Genomic DNA, 18624 nt, shown 5'->3' with positions numbered 1-18624 from the left:
GCAATCCAATCAATGTTGCAACTGCTATACTAATGTTACTTTTCCCTACTTAATTTCCTGTTATAACAACTTGTGTGTCTTTACTTTTAAGCATGGGAACAGCTGTCACACCATAGCTGGGTTCGGGAGATGAGTAGCTGCGCAGCAACGCCAGACAGAGAACACACTCAAACTAGTAATAGGTATGTATAGCTATCTGCTGGAAGAACTTTCCAAAGCCATCGGGGCCAGGCTGCTGGTTCAGTTTCACTACAAGGACGAAAAGCATGTAGTGGAGCCGCACCTGCTGGGCCACACCCACCAGAACGAAGACTGCCTCTGCGCCTGGCTTATCAGCAAAGACGGCAAGGCGGCCGAAGGCTGGCACTGCTTCGACCTGAAACAGATGCGCCAGACGCAACTCCTCGACAACAGGTTCACAAAAAAGCGCCCCGGTTACGATCCATACAACAACACCATGAACCGCATTTACTACCGCATCTGATCTGCGGACATGCATACAACACAACGCGCAAGCCTTTCCATGTTATGAAAACTTTTGATGCTGGCTTTTATTTATCTTAAACTAAGCCGCCAAAACCAGTGTTATACTTAAGTACCAGCATGTAGTACATTGGCAAAAAAGAAGAGCAAAACCTATAAAAAGCCACCGGAGCCTTTAACGGCACAGGAGAAAATAAGCCGCTACATGCGGGGCAACAAAAGCAAGAACACAAGACCCGAGCTGAAACTGCGGCAGGCATTGTGGCGAGCAGGCCTGCGCGGCTACCGCGTGCACTGGCTTAAAGCTCCCGGCAAACCTGACATCTGCTACCCCGGCCGCCGGCTGGCCGTGTTTGTGCACGGTTGTTTCTGGCACCGCTGCCCGTACTGCAAACCCGCTCTTCCTAAAACTAATCTCCCCTTCTGGCAACACAAGTTCGAACAGAACCAGGCCCGCGACGCAAAGTATAAGCGCCTGTACAACGAGGCCGGATGGCAGCGCGTGGTAGTGTGGGAATGCCAGCTGCAACAGGGCCTCCAGAGCATTGTAGCCGTCATACGTGAACTGCACCAGGGTGTGCCGGCAAGCTGGCAGGTGGCTGCGTAGCAACAAATTGCGCCGGATTAAGTATAATTTTTCCTTAACTTGAAGGTAAAACCACCCTATACTTAACCTTATGAAAAAAAATATCCCGCTGCTGGGCCTGCTTGGGCTTCTGGCTGTCGGTTGCAACGAAAACTCCCGCCAGGTAAGCGAGAACGACGAGGCCGCCAACGCCACAGCCAACGCTGACAGTACGAACCTACAACCGGCACTGCAGAGCATCAACGCCGAAGACCTGCTTGCCCACACCACCACGCTGGCCTCTGATGCCTTCGAAGGACGCGCCCCAGGTACCGCCGGAGAAGACTCTACCGTCGCTTACCTCACCCGCCAGTTCAAGGCACTGGGCCTGCAGCCCGGCAACCCGGATGGCAGCTTTGTACAGAAAGTGCCGATGTTCGGCTATACGCCTACGCCTACGGCCACGATCACGGCCAATGGCAAGAAGATACCGCTTAACTTTCCAAACGACTACGTAGCCTTGTCCAAGCACTATGTACCTGAGGTGAACATCGATAATTCGGACATGGTGTTCGTGGGATATGGCATTGTAGCCCCGGAATTTGGCTGGGATGATTACAAGGGGCTGGATGTAAAGGGTAAAACGATTGTGATGCTCGTGAACGACCCGCCCATACCTGACCCTAACAACGCACAACAGCTCGACACCACCATGTTTGGCGGCAAAGCCATGACCTACTATGGCCGCTGGACTTACAAGTATGAAATAGCCGCAGAGAAGGGTGCTGCCGCTGCCATCATTATACACGAGACCGGGCCTGCCGGATATCCGTACGAGGTTATTTCGGGGAGCAACAGCCGCGAAGGCATTGACATCAGCAAAGCCAACAAGCACATGGACCGCGCGAAGGTAGAGGCCTGGATCACCGAGCCCAAAGCCCGCGAGATTTTCACCGCCCTTGGTCGCGACTTCAGCCAGCTAAAGCAGGCAGCACGGCAAAAGGATTTTAAACCCGTGCCGCTGAAGGCAACCGCCAGCTTCAACATCAAGAACAAACTACGTGAGGTACAGTCTCAGAACGTGATTGCGAAGCTAGAAGGCTCTGATCCGAAATTGAAGGATGAGTACGTGGTGTACACGGCGCATTGGGACCACCTGGGCAAAGACCCGAAGCTACAGGGCGACCAGGTATACAACGGCGCCCTGGACAATGCCACGGGCACTGCGGCGCTGCTGGAGCTAGCCGAGGCATTCAGCAAAATGGAAACGAAGCCCAAGCGCTCCATCCTGTTCCTGGCTGTAACGGCTGAGGAAAAAGGGCTGCTTGGCTCTAAGTATTACGCCACCAACCCGCTCTACCCGCTAGAGAAGACGGTGGCCAACATTAACATGGATGTGCTGAATGCCTACGGCCCTACAGAGGACGTGGTGGTGATTGGCTATGGCAACACTACGCTGGAAGATGTACTGGCAGAAGAGGCAAAAAGGCAGAACCGGTATATTGTACCGGAGGAGACTCCAGAGAACGGCTCTTTCTACCGCTCCGACCACTTTGAATTTGCCAAGCAGGGCGTGCCGGCATTGTATGCGGAGTCAGGCGTGAAAGCGCGTAACCAACCGGCCGACTATGTGCAGAAGTGGAACGAGAACTACACCGCCAACGATTACCACAAACCAACAGACGAAGTGCGTGACGACTGGAACCTGGCAGGCGCAGTGGAAGACCTGCAGCTGTTCTTCAGGGTCGGCAACAGAGTAGCCAACACAGAGAAGTATCCGGAATGGAAGCCGGGAACTGAGTTCAAAGCCCGGCGCGAGGAAATGCTGTCGAATACAGCCGCGGCGAAATAAGCTTTATACTTTATCTAATACAAAAGGCCCTGTTGCGTGTGTGCAGCAGGGCCTTTCTGTTTTTTATTTACCGGACTTTTCTGCTTTTCTATACTGCAGCTCTGTCAGCGAAACGTCAAACTCGTCCTCCACAGCATCGTTGTAGATCGTGTAAGAGAGCGGATGGTAGCCATTGCGCTGCACCTTTGGCGCCTGCTCTACCTTCAACACGTTCTTCTGCCCTTTGTCCAGCCCCTGCAGGTATGCCAGCGTGATCATCGGCTCGTAAAAAATGATCTTTTCCTGGTTGACCCCAATAATATAGGTGTGCGTGAAGTGTTCCCCGTTTAGCTCTGGGGAGAATTTATTGATCCAGTGAACACCCATTTCCCGTACGGCATCCACAGCCGAAACATACGATGGAGGCATAAAGCTTTCTGCAAAGGCAGCCGTGTGCTGCTGCGGCCCTCCAGGTATGGCTTTGCGCTCTTCGTCTGATATCATATAGAAGTGCATATCGAAGTGCGGGTGCTCATAGTTCATTGGCGGGTGGCCCATCGGGTTCCAGTCCAGCACCACGTGGTCGTATGGTGCAATATCCAACCCTTTAGGCAAGTCAAGTTTATACTCCGTCATCTCGTTCGGCAGCGACGCGATAACTTTTTTGGACATGCTCAGTCCAATAGCCACCGGCTTGTTGTTAGGCGCAGTCTGTACCCAGGCCCGCACTGTCCCTTCGCCAATTACTGTTTCCGGACCATAATGCACTTCTGTTTTCAGGTCGTCCTGCTTATCACACGAAGCCAGCACGAGTGCCGCTCCCATCAGCAGGGCACATGATTTCATACTTTGTAAGATTCTTTTCATAAGCTTATACTTGCTTGGTTGATACTTACATCAAATAAATACAAATAAAACTACAAATCCACAACAAATGCCCTTTAAAATTTTTCATTCCTTTAGCCACTTTACTCACCAATTTAGCATATTTACTAGCAATTAATAACCCTTCACCTCGAAAATGTATAAATTCAATTACCGGAAAGGGTTACTTTTTTAGTGATATCGTATAAATAAGTACAAAATCAAATTGATTAAGATTATGAAAAAGACTTGGAAATTAGCTTTTGCAGCATTTGCACTTTTTGCCTTCACAGCTTGTGGCGGCGAAGAAAATACAACTACTGAGACAGAGGCTGTCGAAGGAGTAGAATCCGAGATGGAAACTGAAATGAATATGGAAACTGAAGATACGACGGTATTGGAGGACACCACTGTAAATGATGGTGTTGCTGATGATATTGAGGAAGAGCAGCCTCCAATTGAGTAATAAGAATTATTTAACAAGTATAAATCCCTGCCCCTAACGGCAGGGATTTTTTGTTTGCGCGCCAATTTAAACCTTCTAAGCCGTTTATACCTGTAAAAAGAAGAATGGAGATGGTGGATATATGCAGTAAACCTTTTTAACTTTAGGAATGGAAAATGCAACGCTTCAACACGATGGCGTAACGATAAAGTTGGTGGAGGGTGATCAGGAACTGCAGAAAGCCGTTGCCCACCTAAGCCAAAGCCAGGAATTGGCGCTGGACCTTGAGTTTGACCAGAATCGATTTACTTATGGCTTTAACCTGTGCCTGATACAGATAACTGACGGGCGCGGCACTTGCTACGTTATAGACCCCCTTACTACTGCCGACCTGCAGCCGCTCTTTGCGCTGCTGGAGGACCCGCAGGTAACTAAAATTATACACCACGCCAACAACGATATCCTGCTGCTCGACAAACTTGGCTGTAACATCAAGGGAGTTATGGACACGGACGTGGCGGCAAAAATACTTAATTACGAACGCTCCTCCCTTGCCACTGTAATGAAGGAAGAGTTTGGCATTGAGGTAGACAAATCGCAGCAGTCGAGCAACTGGAACAAGCGGCCACTCACAGAAGACCAACTGCGCTATGCCGCCATCGATGTCATTTACCTGCACCGTGTAAAAGCCAAGTTGGTGGAGCAGATAGAGGCACTGGACCGTATGCACTGGCTTGAGGAGGAAAACAGGCTGCTCGAGGCCTTAGTATATTCCGAGCCTGAAAATCCGCACCTGAAGCTTCGCAACGCGTACCGGTTAACTCTTTACCAGCAGTACATCCTGAAAGCACTGTTCGCCTTTAGGGAGGAGATGGGACAGCAGTTCAATAAGCCTGCGCCTTACGTGATTTCGAACGAGGCCATTGTAGAGCTTGCCAGCAACCCCGACACAGACATTCACGAGTGGCTTAACCATACCAAGGGCATCCATGGCGGATTGAAACGCGCACGCAACGAGGACAAACTGGTTGAGACGATGCTGCAGGCCAAGCAAAGCGCCAGAGATAATAACATAAGTCACGATTACTTATCTAACCGCTGGCAGCGCCCACTCCGCACACCGGAGGCAGAACAGCGCAAAGAAGAGCTGTCGCAGATACAACAGCATATCGTGGAGCAATACGGTGAGTTTGCCTCCCGGCTTATCATTACGTCTGGAGTTATCACAGAGTACAGCCTGAACAACCAGTTGCGCTGCACCAAGCAGTACGCCACCGACATTATGTTTGCCGCTGCCAGGGATCTTCAGATAAATCTACCAGAGCCTGTCATCAAAAGCATAGAGAAATAACAATTGATTTGTTAGCATTAAGCACCCTAACCACCACCATGAAGGAATTCAGAACTGAACACGATTTTTTGGGAGAGATGCAAATTCCCAACGAGTTATACTATGGTATACAAACCGCCCGTGCGCTGGACAATTTCCACATTACCGGCCTTCCTATTTCGCGCGAGCCACTCTTTATACAAGCTTTTGGCTATGTAAAAAAAGCAGCAGCCATGGCCAACCGCGATTGTGGTGTACTTGCACCAGAAATTGCGGAAGCTATCTGCCTTGCCTGTGACAAGCTTATCGCAGGCGAGTACATGGATCAGTTTGTAACCGATATGATTCAGGGAGGCGCAGGCACTTCTGTGAACATGAACGTGAACGAAGTAATCGCAAACCTAGCACTCGAACTCCTAGGCCACCAAAAAGGTGATTACGATTACATTCACCCAAACAACCACGTTAACTTCTCACAATCCACTAACGACGCCTATCCTACCGCATTCCGCCTGGCGCTTTACCGCAAAATAGAGCATTTCGTCGAAATCCTCGATGAACTACAAGAATCGTTTGCCCAAAAAGGAATTGAGTTCAAGCGCGTGCTCAAAATGGGCCGCACGCAGCTGCAGGATGCTGTGCCGATGACGCTGGGTGATGAGTTTCACGGATTCTCCACTACCATAAAAGAAGACATACAGCGCCTGAACGAGGCAAAGCTGCTGATATCAGAGATCAACATGGGCGCCACGGCCATTGGTACATCCATCAACGCACCTGAGGAGTATCCTCAAATCGTGACGCAGCACCTACGCGAACTTACGGGCATTCCGGTTGTGCTGGCCGAAGACCTGATAGAAGCTACCTGCGACACAGGAGCTTATGTGCAGCTTTCTGGTGTAATGAAGCGCTCTGCCATCAAGATCTCCAAGATTTGCAATGACCTGCGGCTTTTATCTTCCGGTCCGCGTACGGGTATAAACGAGATTAACTTGCCGCGCATGCAACCGGGCTCCTCTATTATGCCGGGTAAAGTAAACCCGGTGATACCTGAGGTGGTTAATCAAACGGCTTATTATGTGATAGGCTGTGATATGACCGTCACGATGGCTGCTGAAGCCGGTCAGTTGCAGTTGAACGTAATGGAACCAGTGATAGCATACAGCCTTTTCAGCTCCCTTACTTTCTTTGGGAATGCCTGCAGAACGCTCAAGAACAAATGCATCGAAGGTATTACGGCCAATGAAGAGATCTGCTTTAACATGGTAATGAACAGTGTGGGTATTGTTACCGCTCTGAATCCTATACTTGGATATGAAGAATCTGCCTCTATCGCGAAAGAGGCACTAATCACGGGCAAATCTATTCATGAGATAGTTGTCCTGGAGCGAAACAGCATCACACAGGAGAAATGGGACGAAATCTTCTCGATAGAAAACCTAATCAATCCTAAGTTTATTAACAGCTAGAAAGTTGATAACTACTGTATAAAAAAGAAAAGCCCCCGCTTTAGTAGCGGGGGCTTTTCTGTTTTGCAAGTATGGCAGAGGGTCTCGGTTTCAAGGCAAGTCGGGCGTAGGTACGGCCCCATGTATATAGATATAGCCTGGCACAGCCGGTAAGTACGGCCGCTGTTCCCAAGCGGGCAATGCTGCAGGCAACATACAGGCTTAGAGCAGAACGGTCACGGAACAGCTTTCCTCCCTCCAGAATTCTTTGAACGCAGAACGCCCCCCTCGCTTGCGCAAGGGGGGCGTCTGATGTATGGGGTTGGCGGCCACCTACTCTCCCGGGTGTGACCCCAGTACCATCGGCGCGCCCGGGCTTAACTTCTCTGTTCGGGATGGGAAGAGGTGCTCACCGGGGCCATAGCCACCATTATCGTCGCACGGCTGTTATGCGTGCTAATGCTTGTTAACATGATTTGGGAAAGAGAGGGGAGGCGAAAAGCGGCGGGCCTTTTCGTGGCCGGACGCGCTCGGGCAATTAGTATGGCTCGGCTTTGGTGTTTCCACCTTTACACCTGCCACCTATCGACGTCATCGTCTTTGACGGCCCTTAAGGGAGATCTCATCTTGGGGCGGGTTTCGCACTTAGATGCTTTCAGCGCTTATCCCGTCCGAGCGTAGCTACCCTGCGCTGCGGCTGGCGCCACAACAGGTCCACCAGAGGCTCGTCCAGCCCGGTCCTCTCGTACTAAGGCCAGAACCCCTCAAATCTCCGACGCCCACAACAGATAGGGACCGAACTGTCTCACGACGTTCTGAACCCAGCTCGCGTGCCACTTTAATCGGCGAACAGCCGAACCCTTGGGACCTTCTCCAGCCCCAGGACGTGACGAGCCGACATCGAGGTGCCAAACCTCCCCGTCGATATGAGCTCTTGGGGGAGATCAGCCTGTTATCCCCAGAGTACCTTTTATCCTTTGAGCGATGGCCCTTCCATGCGGAACCACCGGATCACTATATCCGCCTTTCGGCCCTGCTCGGCTTGTGGGCCTCACAGTCAAGCTCCCTTCTGCTATTGCGCTCTGCGCACGGTTACCAAGCGTGCTGAGGGAACCTTTGAAAGCCTCCGTTACTGTTTTGGAGGCGACCACCCCAGTCAAACTACCCACCAAGCACGGTCCCCCACTCTGTGAGGTTAGGCGCCAAGCAACTCAAGGGTGGTATTTCAAGGACGGATCCACGACGCCTGGCGACGCCGCTTCATCTCCTCCCACCTATCCTACACATGAGTTACCCAGCGTCAATGCTAAGCTATAGTAAAGGTTCATGGGGTCTTTCCGTCCCGTTGCGGGTACTCGGCATCTTCACCGAGACTACAATTTCACCGAGCTCACGGCTGAGACAGCGCCCAGATCGTTACACCATTCGTGCAGGTCGGAACTTACCCGACAAGGAATTTCGCTACCTTAGGACCGTTATAGTTACGGCCGCCGTTTACCGGGGCTTCGATTCAATGCTTCGCCTTGCGGCTGACATCCCCTCTTAACCTTCCGGCACCGGGCAGGTGTCAGGCCTTATACTTCATCTCTCGATTTCGCAAAGCCATGTGTTTTTGTTAAACAGTCGCCTGGGCCTTTTCACTGCGGCTTCTTGCATTGCTGCAAGGAAGCGCCCCTTCTCCCGAAGTTACAGGGCCATTTTGCCGAGTTCCTTGGCCGTGATTCACTCGAGCACCTTAGGATTCTCTCCTCGACCACCTGTGTCGGTTTGCGGTACGGGCGGCAAGCCATTTAAACGCTTAGCGGGTTTTCTAGGGAGCCTGATTAGGGACGATCTCCGCCCCCGAGGGGTTGGAGTACTTTCAGCTTTCAGCTAGTCCGGCGTACTTCACGACCGGTCCAATACCTACGGCTTTAAACGCGCTATTCCGTCAGCGCGCCGTCCTTTCACTTCTCCGTCACCGCATCGCTATGGCGTGCCGGTACTGGAATATTAACCAGTTGTCCATCGAACTGCGCTTTCGCCTCGCCCTTAGGACCCGACTAACCCTGATCCGATTAGCGTTGATCAGGAAACCTTGGTCTTTCGGTGTGCGGGTTTCTCGCCCGCATTATCGTTACTTATGCCTACATTTGCTTTTCCCTACGCTCCAGCGCCCCTTGCCGGGACGCCTTCACCGCAGAAGGGAATGCTCCCCTACCAGTGCACATAGTGCAATCCGCAGCTTCGGTATCAGACTTGATGCCCGATTATTATCGATGCCCTCTCGCTCGACCAGTGAGCTGTTACGCACTCTTTAAAGGAATGGCTGCTTCCAAGCCAACCTCCTGGCTGTCTAAGCAAGTGGACCTCCTTTGTTCAACTTAGTCTGAATTTAGGGACCTTAGCTGGCGGTCTGGGTTCTTTCCCTCTCGGCCCGGGACCTTAGCACCCCAGGCCTCACTGCCGCGTATGTCAAGTGGCATTCGGAGTTCGTCAGGATTCGGTAGGATGTGACTCCCCCTAGTCCTATCGGTAGCTCTACCTCCACATGACTCCACCGCGACGCTGCCCCTAAAGGCATTTCGGGGAGTACGAGCTATTTCTCAGTTTGATTGGCCTTTCACCCCTACCCACAGGTCATCCAAATACTTTTCAACGTAAACTGGTTCGGACCTCCAACTGGTTTTACCCAGCCTTCATCCTGCCCATGGGTAGATCACAAAGTTTCGCGTCTGCCCCCCCTGACTGCGCGCCCTGTTCAGACTCGCTTTCGCTGCGGCTCCGTGCCTCGAAGACACTTAACCTTGCCAGGGAGGAGCAACTCGTAGGCTCATTATGCAAAAGGCACGCCGTCACCCAACTAATGGGCTCCGACCGCTTGTAAGCGCACGGTTTCAGGATCTGTTTCACCCCGTTATTCACGGTGCTTTTCACCTTTCCCTCACGGTACTGGTTCACTATCGGTCTCTCAGGAGTATTTAGCCTTACCGGATGGTGCCGGTGGATTCAGGCGGGATTTCTCCGGTCCCGCCCTACTCAGGGTACCGCTAGGGCCAAAGAGCTTACGCACACGGGACTATCACCCCCTATGGTCGTTCTTCCCAGAACGTTATGCTTCAATCTTTGGTCCCACATCGCGGCCCTACAACCCCAGACTTGCCGTGACAAGCCTGGTTTGGGCTGTTCCGCGTTCGCTCGCCACTACTTGCGGAATCACTCTTGTTTTCTCTTCCTCCGGGTACTTAGATGTTTCAGTTCCCCGGGTTCGCTCACCCTAAGGTGTACTGTGTCTTCAACACAGTGGGTTGCCCCATTCGGAAATCTGCGGATCAACTTGTATGTGCCAATCCCCGCAGCTTATCGCAGCTTGTCGCGTCCTTCATCGCCTCTGAGAGCCTAGGCATCCCCCGTGCGCCCTTCTCTGCGTCATCGGCCGGTCCCCCGAAGGCAACCGGCCCGCCTCTTTCGCACCAGGACCCTATCACTAGGGCCTAGTCAATATTTTATTACTTCTCTCTCTTTCCCATCATGTCAAAGAACTTCTTTCCAGTTAACAGTTGCCATTTATCATTTATCATGATAAGACCTTGTTGCCTGAAATTGGAAGTAAAAACCTGCCGTCTTTACTTGTGTGCTGTCGCCGTGCCGCTAGGGCCAGACTTAAGTGTGGAGAATAACGGAGTCGAACCGTTGACCTCCTGCGTGCAAAGCAGGCGCTCTAGCCAGCTGAGCTAATCCCCCAGGTAATCGTCATAGAGTGGGCCTGCGTGGACTCGAACCACGGACCTCTACATTATCAGTGTAGCGCTCTAACCACCTGAGCTACAAGCCCGCTTTGTTGGGCTCCATGCCCGCTTTTGGGCCGCTGTGCCCGCTCACTATAAAATGGGTTTTGATCGAATGCGAGAGACAGAGCAAAAAAAGGAGAAGGAAACTTCCGGGCCGGCGGTCTTCCCTAGAAAGGAGGTGATCCAGCCGCACCTTCCGGTACGGCTACCTTGTTACGACTTAGCCCCAGTTACCAGTTTTACCCTAGACGGCTCCTTTGACGGTCACCGGCTTCAGGTCTCCCTGACTTCCATGGCTTGACGGGCGGTGTGTACAAGGCCCGGGAACGTATTCACCGCGTCGTTGCTGATACGCGATTACTAGCGATTCCGGCTTCACGGAGTCGAGTTGCAGACTCCGATCCGAACTGAGACGCACTTTCTGGGATTGGCTCACCATCGCTGGCTGGCTACCCTCTGTATGCGCCATTGTAGCACGTGTGTAGCCCTAGGCGTAAGGGCCATGATGACCTGACGTCGTCCCCGCCTTCCTCGCTCCTTGCGGAGGCAGTCTCTCCAGAGTCCCCACCATCACGTGCTGGCAACTGAAGATAGGGGTTGCGCTCGTTGCGGGACTTAACCCAACACCTCACGGCACGAGCTGACGACGGCCATGCAGCACCTTGCTTTGTGCCCCGAAGGGAAGTACCATCTCTGGTACCGTCACGCGCATTCTAGCCTAGGTAAGGTTCCTCGCGTATCATCGAATTAAACCACATGCTCCACCGCTTGTGCGGGCCCCCGTCAATTCCTTTGAGTTTCACCCTTGCGGGCGTACTCCCCAGGTGGATTACTTAACGCTTTCGCTTGGACGCTGACAGTGTATCGCCAACATCGAGTAATCATCGTTTACGGCGTGGACTACCAGGGTATCTAATCCTGTTCGCTCCCCACGCTTTCGTGCCTCAGCGTCAGTTTCGGCACAGCGAGCTGCCTACGCAATCGGGGTTCTTGGCGGTATCTAAGCATTTCACCGCTACACCGCCAGTTCCGCCCGCCTTCACCGAACTCAAGCCCGCCAGTATCAACGGCAGTTCCAGGGTTGAGCCCTGGGATTTCACCGCTGACTTAACGGGCCGCCTACGCACCCTTTAAACCCAATAAATCCGGACAACGCTTGCACCCTCCGTATTACCGCGGCTGCTGGCACGGAGTTAGCCGGTGCTTATTCATCAGGTACCGTCAGTTACCCCCGCAGGGGCGTTTTCTTCCCTGATAAAAGCAGTTTACAACCCAGAAGGCCTTCTTCCTGCACGCGGCATGGCTGGGTCAGCCTCTCGGCCATTGCCCAATATTCCCTACTGCTGCCTCCCGTAGGAGTCTGGTCCGTGTCTCAGTACCAGTGTGGGGGACCATCCTCTCAGAACCCCTAGCCATCGTAGCCTTGGTGGGCCTCTACCCCGCCAACTAGCTAATGGCACGCATGCCCATCTTCCACCGCCGAAACTTTGACCATAAACCGATGCCGATTCATGGTGTCATGCGGTATTAATCCCGGTTTCCCGGGGCTATCCCCCTGTGGAAGGTAGGTTGCATACGCGTTACGCACCCGTGCGCCACTAACCAGGTTCCCGAAAGAACCTGATCCGTTCGACTTGCATGTATTAGGCCTGCCGCTAGCGTTCATCCTGAGCCAGGATCAAACTCTCCATTGTAAAGTTTTCATCTACTCCTAAAAGTAGAAATGTGTCTGTCAGACCCCGGCCCGACCTCATCCCCTAAAGGACGAGGAACGTTTCCTTTTTCTCTTTTTATTCTGTCTCAAGCAATCTCTCAAAGAACTTCCGGAGGACCTGTTGTCTTCCCTAGCGCACCCTACCGGTGCGTGTCACTCATCTTCCGCCCGAGCCGTTCGCTCTTTTGCGGGGTGCAAAGGTAAAAGCTTTTTTTCTTTTAGCAATACCCGATGCACTATTTTTTTCTCCCTTTTTGTTTCCCGGAAGAGCTGCCCTCTTCCCTGTTTCGCTCCCTCTCGAAGCGGATGCAAAGGTAAGAACCTTTTCCCACTTAGCAAGAAGTTTCTCACTTCTTTTTTTCGGCTCCGGATGCTGTTGAATCAGCGCCTGAACCCGAGCGCCTCCGGTTGAAGCGGGCTGCAAAGGTAGGAAACTTTCCCGTATCCAACGCAACTCCTTCAGCTATTTTTTTCAGCGCCACAGGATAGTTGATCCTGTGTTAGCCGCCCCCGTCCCTGCCGAACCGGGATGCAAAAGTAGGGAATGTTTCCCGCTTTCCAAGCCCTTCCCCGCAACTTTCCGCCTGCCTCGGCCTAAGTGGCTGACCCTCCGATGGAAAAGTTTCAGACTTTCTTTCCGCCCCCCTTTCTTCAGCCTCCAGAGCGGGCGCCAGGGGTAAACAGCGGAGCGTGGAGCCGGAGTTCCGAGCAATAGAAATATCTTCCAAGGAACCGCCCGCGGCCCGGGCGCTTGGGAATAACAGCGGCGCATGGGTTGTTTGTTCCCGGTAAGTGAAGAAATTTGAGCCTTCTCACTTAAATTTATCTATTCCATATTTCCTTCAACACTTAAATGAAAGAGCGGGAACAGTGTTTCTTCACTGTTCCCGCTCTTTCATTTAAGTATAAGAATGCACTGCACTCAGCATCATTTGCTACTATACTATACTATACTATACTATACTATACTATACTATACTATACTATACTATACTATACTATACTATACTATACTATACTATACTATACTATACTATACTATACTATACTATACTATACTATACCGCCTCCTGCCTCTCCTTATTATTAGCGGCACTGTCGGCGTAGGCTTGCAGGTAACGGTAGCGCTCAGTTAACTTTCCGCCTTTGGCGATGGTTGCCCGCTCCAGCATTTCTTCTGCATCATTATTAAAAAAGTGTGGCAGCACGTTATCTATCAGGTGGCGGCCGAAGTCGCGGGAGGCATTGCGCGGCAACTCGCAGGGAAGGTTATCAACAGCCATTACCGTGATGTTATCAGGCCTGGAGTAGGGCGGCTCCAGCGCTGCTGTCTGGGGGTTGTAATCGAATGCGGGTTCGGTAATGGTGGTGGAGCGCTTGGTGACAGGTATGGAGCCGCCCACATCACAGGTAATATCAGCAATGGTGTCTATCCTGAAGTCAGCATTCCTGGCTTCTTCCTCGGTGAACAGCTTTGGGGCTTTGGGGTTCCAGTAGGCGCAAGCCAGCAACAGGTCGGTGACACGGGTGAACTTGCGGAAGGTACTCTTATATAAGTGCGGGTTGGTGTAGAAATCCGGCGAGTCCCATACTTCCACATCTGGCCGCGTGTTGTAGTCGCCGGAGTGCAGCTGGGCATAAACGGGCTCGGTGAACTGCTTGTACAGAAAGTCGAACACACTTACTTTCCGGATTTCCATCTTATCCAGCACCTCCATGGCACCGCCCGCCACACGCCCGCCACCGGTAACGGCAATTTTTATCGGCGGCAGCTTCACCTTAAAGTACTCCTCCTGCATGTCTTCCATCTCGTGGCAGAGGTAGGCGGGCTTCAGGTTGAAGAGCCCGTGCTTCCTTCCGTAGGTCAGCATGCCGTTATAAGCGCCTACGATACCAGCATAGCGCCCGAAAGCCACCACCCGCTGGCCATCACTCGACTTCAGCAGCTCATAATCTATCAGGGTGATGTTCTTGTCTAGTATGGCGCGGAGCAGTTTCGCATTTTGCGGCTGCTCTTTTATCGTATGGGAGAAGAAGAGGTAGGTTTTATTCGGAATGAGCTGCTCCACCGGCACCTCCTTCACGCCCATCAGCACATCGCAATCGGTTAAATCCTGCTGCAACGGGATGCCCAGTTCCTGGTACTCCGCATCGGTAAAGCAGCGGATGTCGCTGGGCTGCACTGCCACCTCCATCTCCGGAAACTCCTGCAGGGCCTCCACGCACTTTTTGGGCGTGAGTGGCACCCGTTTGTCCACAGGTATTTTTCCTTCTTTGATGATGCCAATCTTTAGTTTGCTCATGTAGAATCGGTGTTGAATTGTTACGCTGGTATTTATGTTAAGCCACTAAACAAATGGTGCCGGTGCCGCTTATACTTCAGTTGGTTATGCCTTGCCTTTGGCATAAGCCGTACCCGGAACTATTTAGCTTTGATGCTTCAATATAATAAACTATTACTACTTTTGTAGAAAAGACGGGAATAGCCCCTACAGGCCCTCCCCACAAGTATAAAACCCAAAATCCCAGACTAATATATCACCGTTATGATTTTTAAAACCAAACCTGCGGATGTATTCAAGGAGCGCCACAACGGCCCCGACAAAGAGCAGATGCAGGACATGCTACGCACTATCGGCGTAGACACTCTGGATCAACTGATCGACGAGACGGTACCTGCGGCCATTCGCCTCAAAAAGCCGCTCAACCTTCCGGCAGCGCTTTCCGAGAAAGACTTCCTGAAGCAGTTCGGGGAGATCGCCAGGAAAAACAAAGTATACAAGTCGTACATTGGCCTTGGCTACAACGACACCATCGTGCCACCGGTTATACTTCGTAATATTATGGAGAACCCGGGCTGGTACACCGCTTATACGCCTTACCAGGCTGAGATTGCTCAGGGCCGTTTGGAGGCACTGATCAATTACCAGACCATGGTGATGGATTTGACTGGGATGGAAATTGCCAACGCCTCTTTGTTGGATGAGGGCACTGCCGCCTCCGAGGCCATGGCTATGTTCTACTCTCAGCGTAAAGGCTCCCGCAAAAACGCAACCCGCTTCTTTGTATCTGAGCAGGTGCTGCCGCAGACTATCGACATTTTGCTTTCCCGTGCCACGCCGCTTAACATCGAGCTGGTAATCGGCGACCACCGCACAGCCGACCTGCAGGACGAGACGCTGTTTGGCGCACTGCTGCAGTACCCGGCTGCCGATGGTTCCGTGTTTGATTATACTGACCTGATTGCAAAGGCACACGAGCAGGACATGCTGGTTGCCGTTGCAGCAGATATCTTATCACTTACCTTATTAACACCTCCGGGTGAGATGGGTGCCGATGTTGTGGTAGGTACCACCCAGCGTTTCGGTGTACCGATGGGCTTTGGCGGACCGCATGCCGCTTTCTTTGCTACGAAAGACGCTTTCAAGCGCGTGATTCCAGGCCGTATTATCGGTATATCGGTAGACGCAGCCGGCGACAAGGCATATCGCATGGCCCTGCAGACGCGTGAGCAGCACATTCGCCGTGAGAAAGCAACTTCTAACATCTGTACCGCTCAGGTATTACTGGCGGTGATGTCAGGGATGTATGCCGTGTACCATGGCCCGCGCCGCCTGAAGTATATAGGACTGAACACGCACGCGCTGGCACAGCAACTGGAGAATGGCTTGAAAGCATTGGGCTTTGAGCAGCTGAACGAGCAGTACTTCGATACGCTGAATGTGGCGGTGGAAAGTGCCGACATGCAGCAGGCGATCCGTACCGAGGCAGAAGCCGCTGGCATCAACTTCCGCTATTTCAACACCACCAACATCGGCATCTCGCTTAACCAGAACACAGAACTGCAGGATGTAAAAGACATTTTGGCGGTATTCGCAAAAGTGGCTGGCAAGTCTGCTGATGTATTAAGTATAAACGAACTGCCCGAGGAAACCGAGATTACGTGGGCTGATAGCCTGATCCGTAAAAGCGATTACCTGCAGCAGGACGTATTTAACAAGCATCACTCGGAGCACGAGATGCTGCGCTACATGAAGCACCTGGAGAACAAGGACATTTCTCTTGTTCACTCGATGATTCCGCTGGGCTCCTGCACCATGAAGCTAAATGCAACGGCCGAGATGATTCCGGTAACATGGCCGGAGATTGGGCAGCTGCACCCGTTTGCCCCTGCTGATCAGACATTGGGTTATAAGCAGATCTTCGCTGATCTGGAGGCATGGTTGTGTGAGGTAACACGCTTTGATGCGGTATCGCTGCAGCCGAACTCTGGTGCGCAAGGCGAGTATGCGGGCCTGATGGTGATTCGTGCCTATCATGAGTCACGTGGCGACCAGCACCGTAACATTGCCCTGATCCCTTCTTCTGCACATGGTACTAACCCGGCTTCTGCGGTTATGGCCGGCATGAAAGTGGTGATCGTGAAGTGCGATGAGAAAGGCAACATTGATGTAGCTGACCTGCGCGCGAAGGCTGAGCAGCACAAGAACGAGCTGTCTTGCCTGATGGTAACCTACCCATCTACCCACGGGGTGTATGAGGAAAGCATCATCGAGATCTGCCAGATCATACATGACAACGGCGGCCGTGTTTATATGGACGGTGCCAACATGAACGCCCAGGTTGGTCTTACTTCCCCGGCACACATTGGTGCTGACGTTTGCCACCTGAACCTGCACAAGACCTTCTGCATTCCTCACGGTGGCGGTGGTCCTGGCATGGGCCCGATTGGTGTAGTAAAAGATTTGGCGCCGTTCCTACCTGGCCACGCGGTGGTTGATCTGGGACGTGATGAGGCGATCAATGCTATCTCGGCGGCGCCTTGGGGTTCTGCTTCTATCCTGCCTATCTCCTATGCCTACATTGCAATGATGGGCGGTGAAGGCTTGACAGAGGCAACGAAAGTAGCGATTCTGAATGCCAACTACATCAAAGCCAGACTGGAGAAGCACTACCCGGTATTGTATGTTGGTGCCAACGGACGTTGCGCCCACGAAATGATCCTGGATTGCCGTGGCTTCAAGAAGGCAGGTGTAGAAGTAGAAGATATCGCCAAGCGTTTGATGGACTATGGCTTCCATGCGCCAACAGTATCTTTCCCGGTAGCGGGCACGCTGATGGTAGAGCCAACAGAGTCAGAGGCACAGGAAGAACTGGACAGATTCTGCGATGTAATGATCTCTATCCGCGAGGAGATTCGTGAGATTGAGGAAGGCAAAGCAGACCAGAAGGAAAACGTGCTGAAGCATGCGCCGCATACGTTGAAAGTGGTGATGGCAGAGAACTGGGAAAGACCATACAGCCGTGAAAAAGCTGTGTTCCCGATGGCTTACCTGCGCGACAACAAAGTATGGCCAACCGTTAGCCGCATCGACAGCGCGTACGGCGACCGTAACCTGGTTTGCTCTTGCGCACCGACAGAGGCCTACAACGAGAATAACAACGAAATGGTAGCTGTAGGATAACCTACTTCCCTTTTCAGGAATAGCAAAGCGCCTGGCCATAATGGTCAGGCGCTTTGTTTTATACTTCGTTTGTACTTGCCCTTCCTTTGTACTTGCCAGTAAGCAACAGCTACAAGTATAGGCGCCCAAACAGTGGAGCGTAGTTTCTCCGGAAGCCCGGCAGAGCTGCCCAGAAATAAATCTAAACAGGAGCGCACGATACTCTTTGCACCTTTTCCTGCCACACAAAGCAAACGGATATAACTTTTGCAAGAGCAAATAAAATATTAATCGAACTATATAATAACTGTACTATTTATAAGTTGTATATTTGTCTCTCTTTGAGAAATTAACTTAATCAAGCCTAAGCAATGCAGAAGGTAGTTATGTCAGCAATTCTTTCCGCTGTCTTACTATTACAAACCCCGTTACTGTGGGCGCAGGCACCTGTTAAGAGCTTTGTGCTTTCCGCTGAAGATGCTGCAGGCTCTCGTGTGGAAGCCAGTGGAAACCTGCTGGCAGAAAAGCCTGACTCGGTGCAGTTATCGCGCGTTAGGCAGGAAAGCCTGAGGCACTACGTAAGCGATTCAATCCCGCAGCACACAAAGCAGGAACTGCCGCTGCCCAGGCGCAGGATTTACCGGGTTCGGTAGCACAGCAGGCATTTGCCTGGATATCTGCCGTCTTACATCATCCGTATACCCGGTTACGGTACTACCACAGCCAACCA

The 18624-nt window shown here is 52.1% G+C and carries 9 protein-coding genes, 2 tRNA genes and 3 rRNA genes; 7 read left to right on the top strand and 7 right to left on the bottom strand.

Features of this window, described 5'->3' with window-relative positions; all coding sequences use genetic code 11:
* Positions 1 to 184: 184 nt before the first annotated feature.
* The 3 genes from A0W33_RS09775 (at position 185) to A0W33_RS09765 (ending at position 2900) form a co-directional block, all read left to right on the top strand.
* A complete protein-coding gene (locus A0W33_RS09775; protein ID WP_068837973.1) occupies positions 185 to 484 on the top strand; it encodes a hypothetical protein in 300 nt (99 codons plus the stop codon).
* Positions 485 to 613: 129 nt separating this feature from the next.
* Positions 614 to 1090, top strand: a complete 477-nt coding sequence (locus A0W33_RS09770; RefSeq protein WP_068837972.1) for a very short patch repair endonuclease — start codon at positions 614 to 616, stop codon at positions 1088 to 1090.
* A gap of 70 nt (positions 1091 to 1160) precedes the next feature.
* Positions 1161 to 2900 (top strand): M28 family metallopeptidase, encoded by a 1740-nt coding sequence (locus A0W33_RS09765; RefSeq protein WP_068837971.1) that lies wholly within the window; start codon positions 1161 to 1163, stop codon positions 2898 to 2900.
* A gap of 63 nt (positions 2901 to 2963) precedes the next feature.
* Here A0W33_RS09765 and A0W33_RS09760 read toward each other — a convergent pair whose 3' ends face one another.
* Positions 2964 to 3746: a DUF5602 domain-containing protein gene (locus A0W33_RS09760; RefSeq protein ID WP_139237183.1), complete on the bottom strand. Its 783-nt coding sequence runs from the start codon at positions 3744 to 3746 to the stop codon at positions 2964 to 2966.
* A 235-nt stretch (positions 3747 to 3981) separates the two neighbouring features.
* Between A0W33_RS09760 and A0W33_RS09755 the strand changes: the two genes are divergently transcribed.
* The 3 genes from A0W33_RS09755 to aspA all read left to right on the top strand — a co-directional run bounded on the left by A0W33_RS09755 (position 3982) and on the right by aspA (position 6987).
* Positions 3982 to 4209, top strand: a complete 228-nt coding sequence (locus A0W33_RS09755; protein ID WP_068837969.1) for a hypothetical protein — start codon at positions 3982 to 3984, stop codon at positions 4207 to 4209.
* Positions 4210 to 4357: 148 nt separating this feature from the next.
* On the top strand, positions 4358 to 5539 hold the full coding sequence (locus tag A0W33_RS09750) for a ribonuclease D (protein WP_068837968.1): 1182 nt from the start codon (positions 4358 to 4360) through the stop codon (positions 5537 to 5539).
* A gap of 38 nt (positions 5540 to 5577) precedes the next feature.
* Complete coding sequence (gene aspA, locus A0W33_RS09745) at positions 5578 to 6987, top strand: aspartate ammonia-lyase (protein WP_068837967.1); 1410 nt, start codon at positions 5578 to 5580, stop codon at positions 6985 to 6987.
* A gap of 299 nt (positions 6988 to 7286) precedes the next feature.
* Here aspA and rrf read toward each other — a convergent pair.
* From rrf to A0W33_RS09710, 6 genes are all read right to left on the bottom strand, one after another.
* A 5S ribosomal RNA gene (gene rrf, locus A0W33_RS09740) occupies positions 7287 to 7398 on the bottom strand.
* Positions 7399 to 7483: 85 nt separating this feature from the next.
* A 23S ribosomal RNA gene (locus A0W33_RS09735) occupies positions 7484 to 10379 on the bottom strand.
* A gap of 236 nt (positions 10380 to 10615) precedes the next feature.
* Positions 10616 to 10689: transfer RNA gene (locus tag A0W33_RS09730), tRNA-Ala, on the bottom strand.
* Between the two features lie 17 nt (positions 10690 to 10706).
* Positions 10707 to 10780 (bottom strand) — tRNA-Ile (locus tag A0W33_RS09725).
* A 127-nt stretch (positions 10781 to 10907) separates the two neighbouring features.
* Positions 10908 to 12430: ribosomal RNA gene (locus A0W33_RS09720) — 16S ribosomal RNA — on the bottom strand.
* Together the 16S, 23S and 5S rRNA genes with 2 tRNA genes alongside form the textbook arrangement of a ribosomal RNA operon.
* A gap of 1078 nt (positions 12431 to 13508) precedes the next feature.
* Positions 13509 to 14753, bottom strand: coding sequence for an NAD(P)-dependent oxidoreductase (locus tag A0W33_RS09710; protein ID WP_068837965.1), 1245 nt, complete (start codon positions 14751 to 14753; stop codon positions 13509 to 13511).
* Between the two features lie 243 nt (positions 14754 to 14996).
* Here A0W33_RS09710 and gcvP point away from each other — a divergent pair, with 243 nt between their 5' ends.
* A complete protein-coding gene (gcvP, locus tag A0W33_RS09705; RefSeq protein WP_068837964.1) occupies positions 14997 to 17915 on the top strand; it encodes an aminomethyl-transferring glycine dehydrogenase in 2919 nt (972 codons plus the stop codon).
* Positions 17916 to 18624 lie beyond the last annotated feature (709 nt).

The organism is Pontibacter akesuensis, assembly GCF_001611675.1.
GTDB lineage: Bacteria > Bacteroidota > Bacteroidia > Cytophagales > Hymenobacteraceae > Pontibacter > Pontibacter akesuensis.
This window is presented reverse-complemented; position numbering and strand designations above follow the sequence as displayed.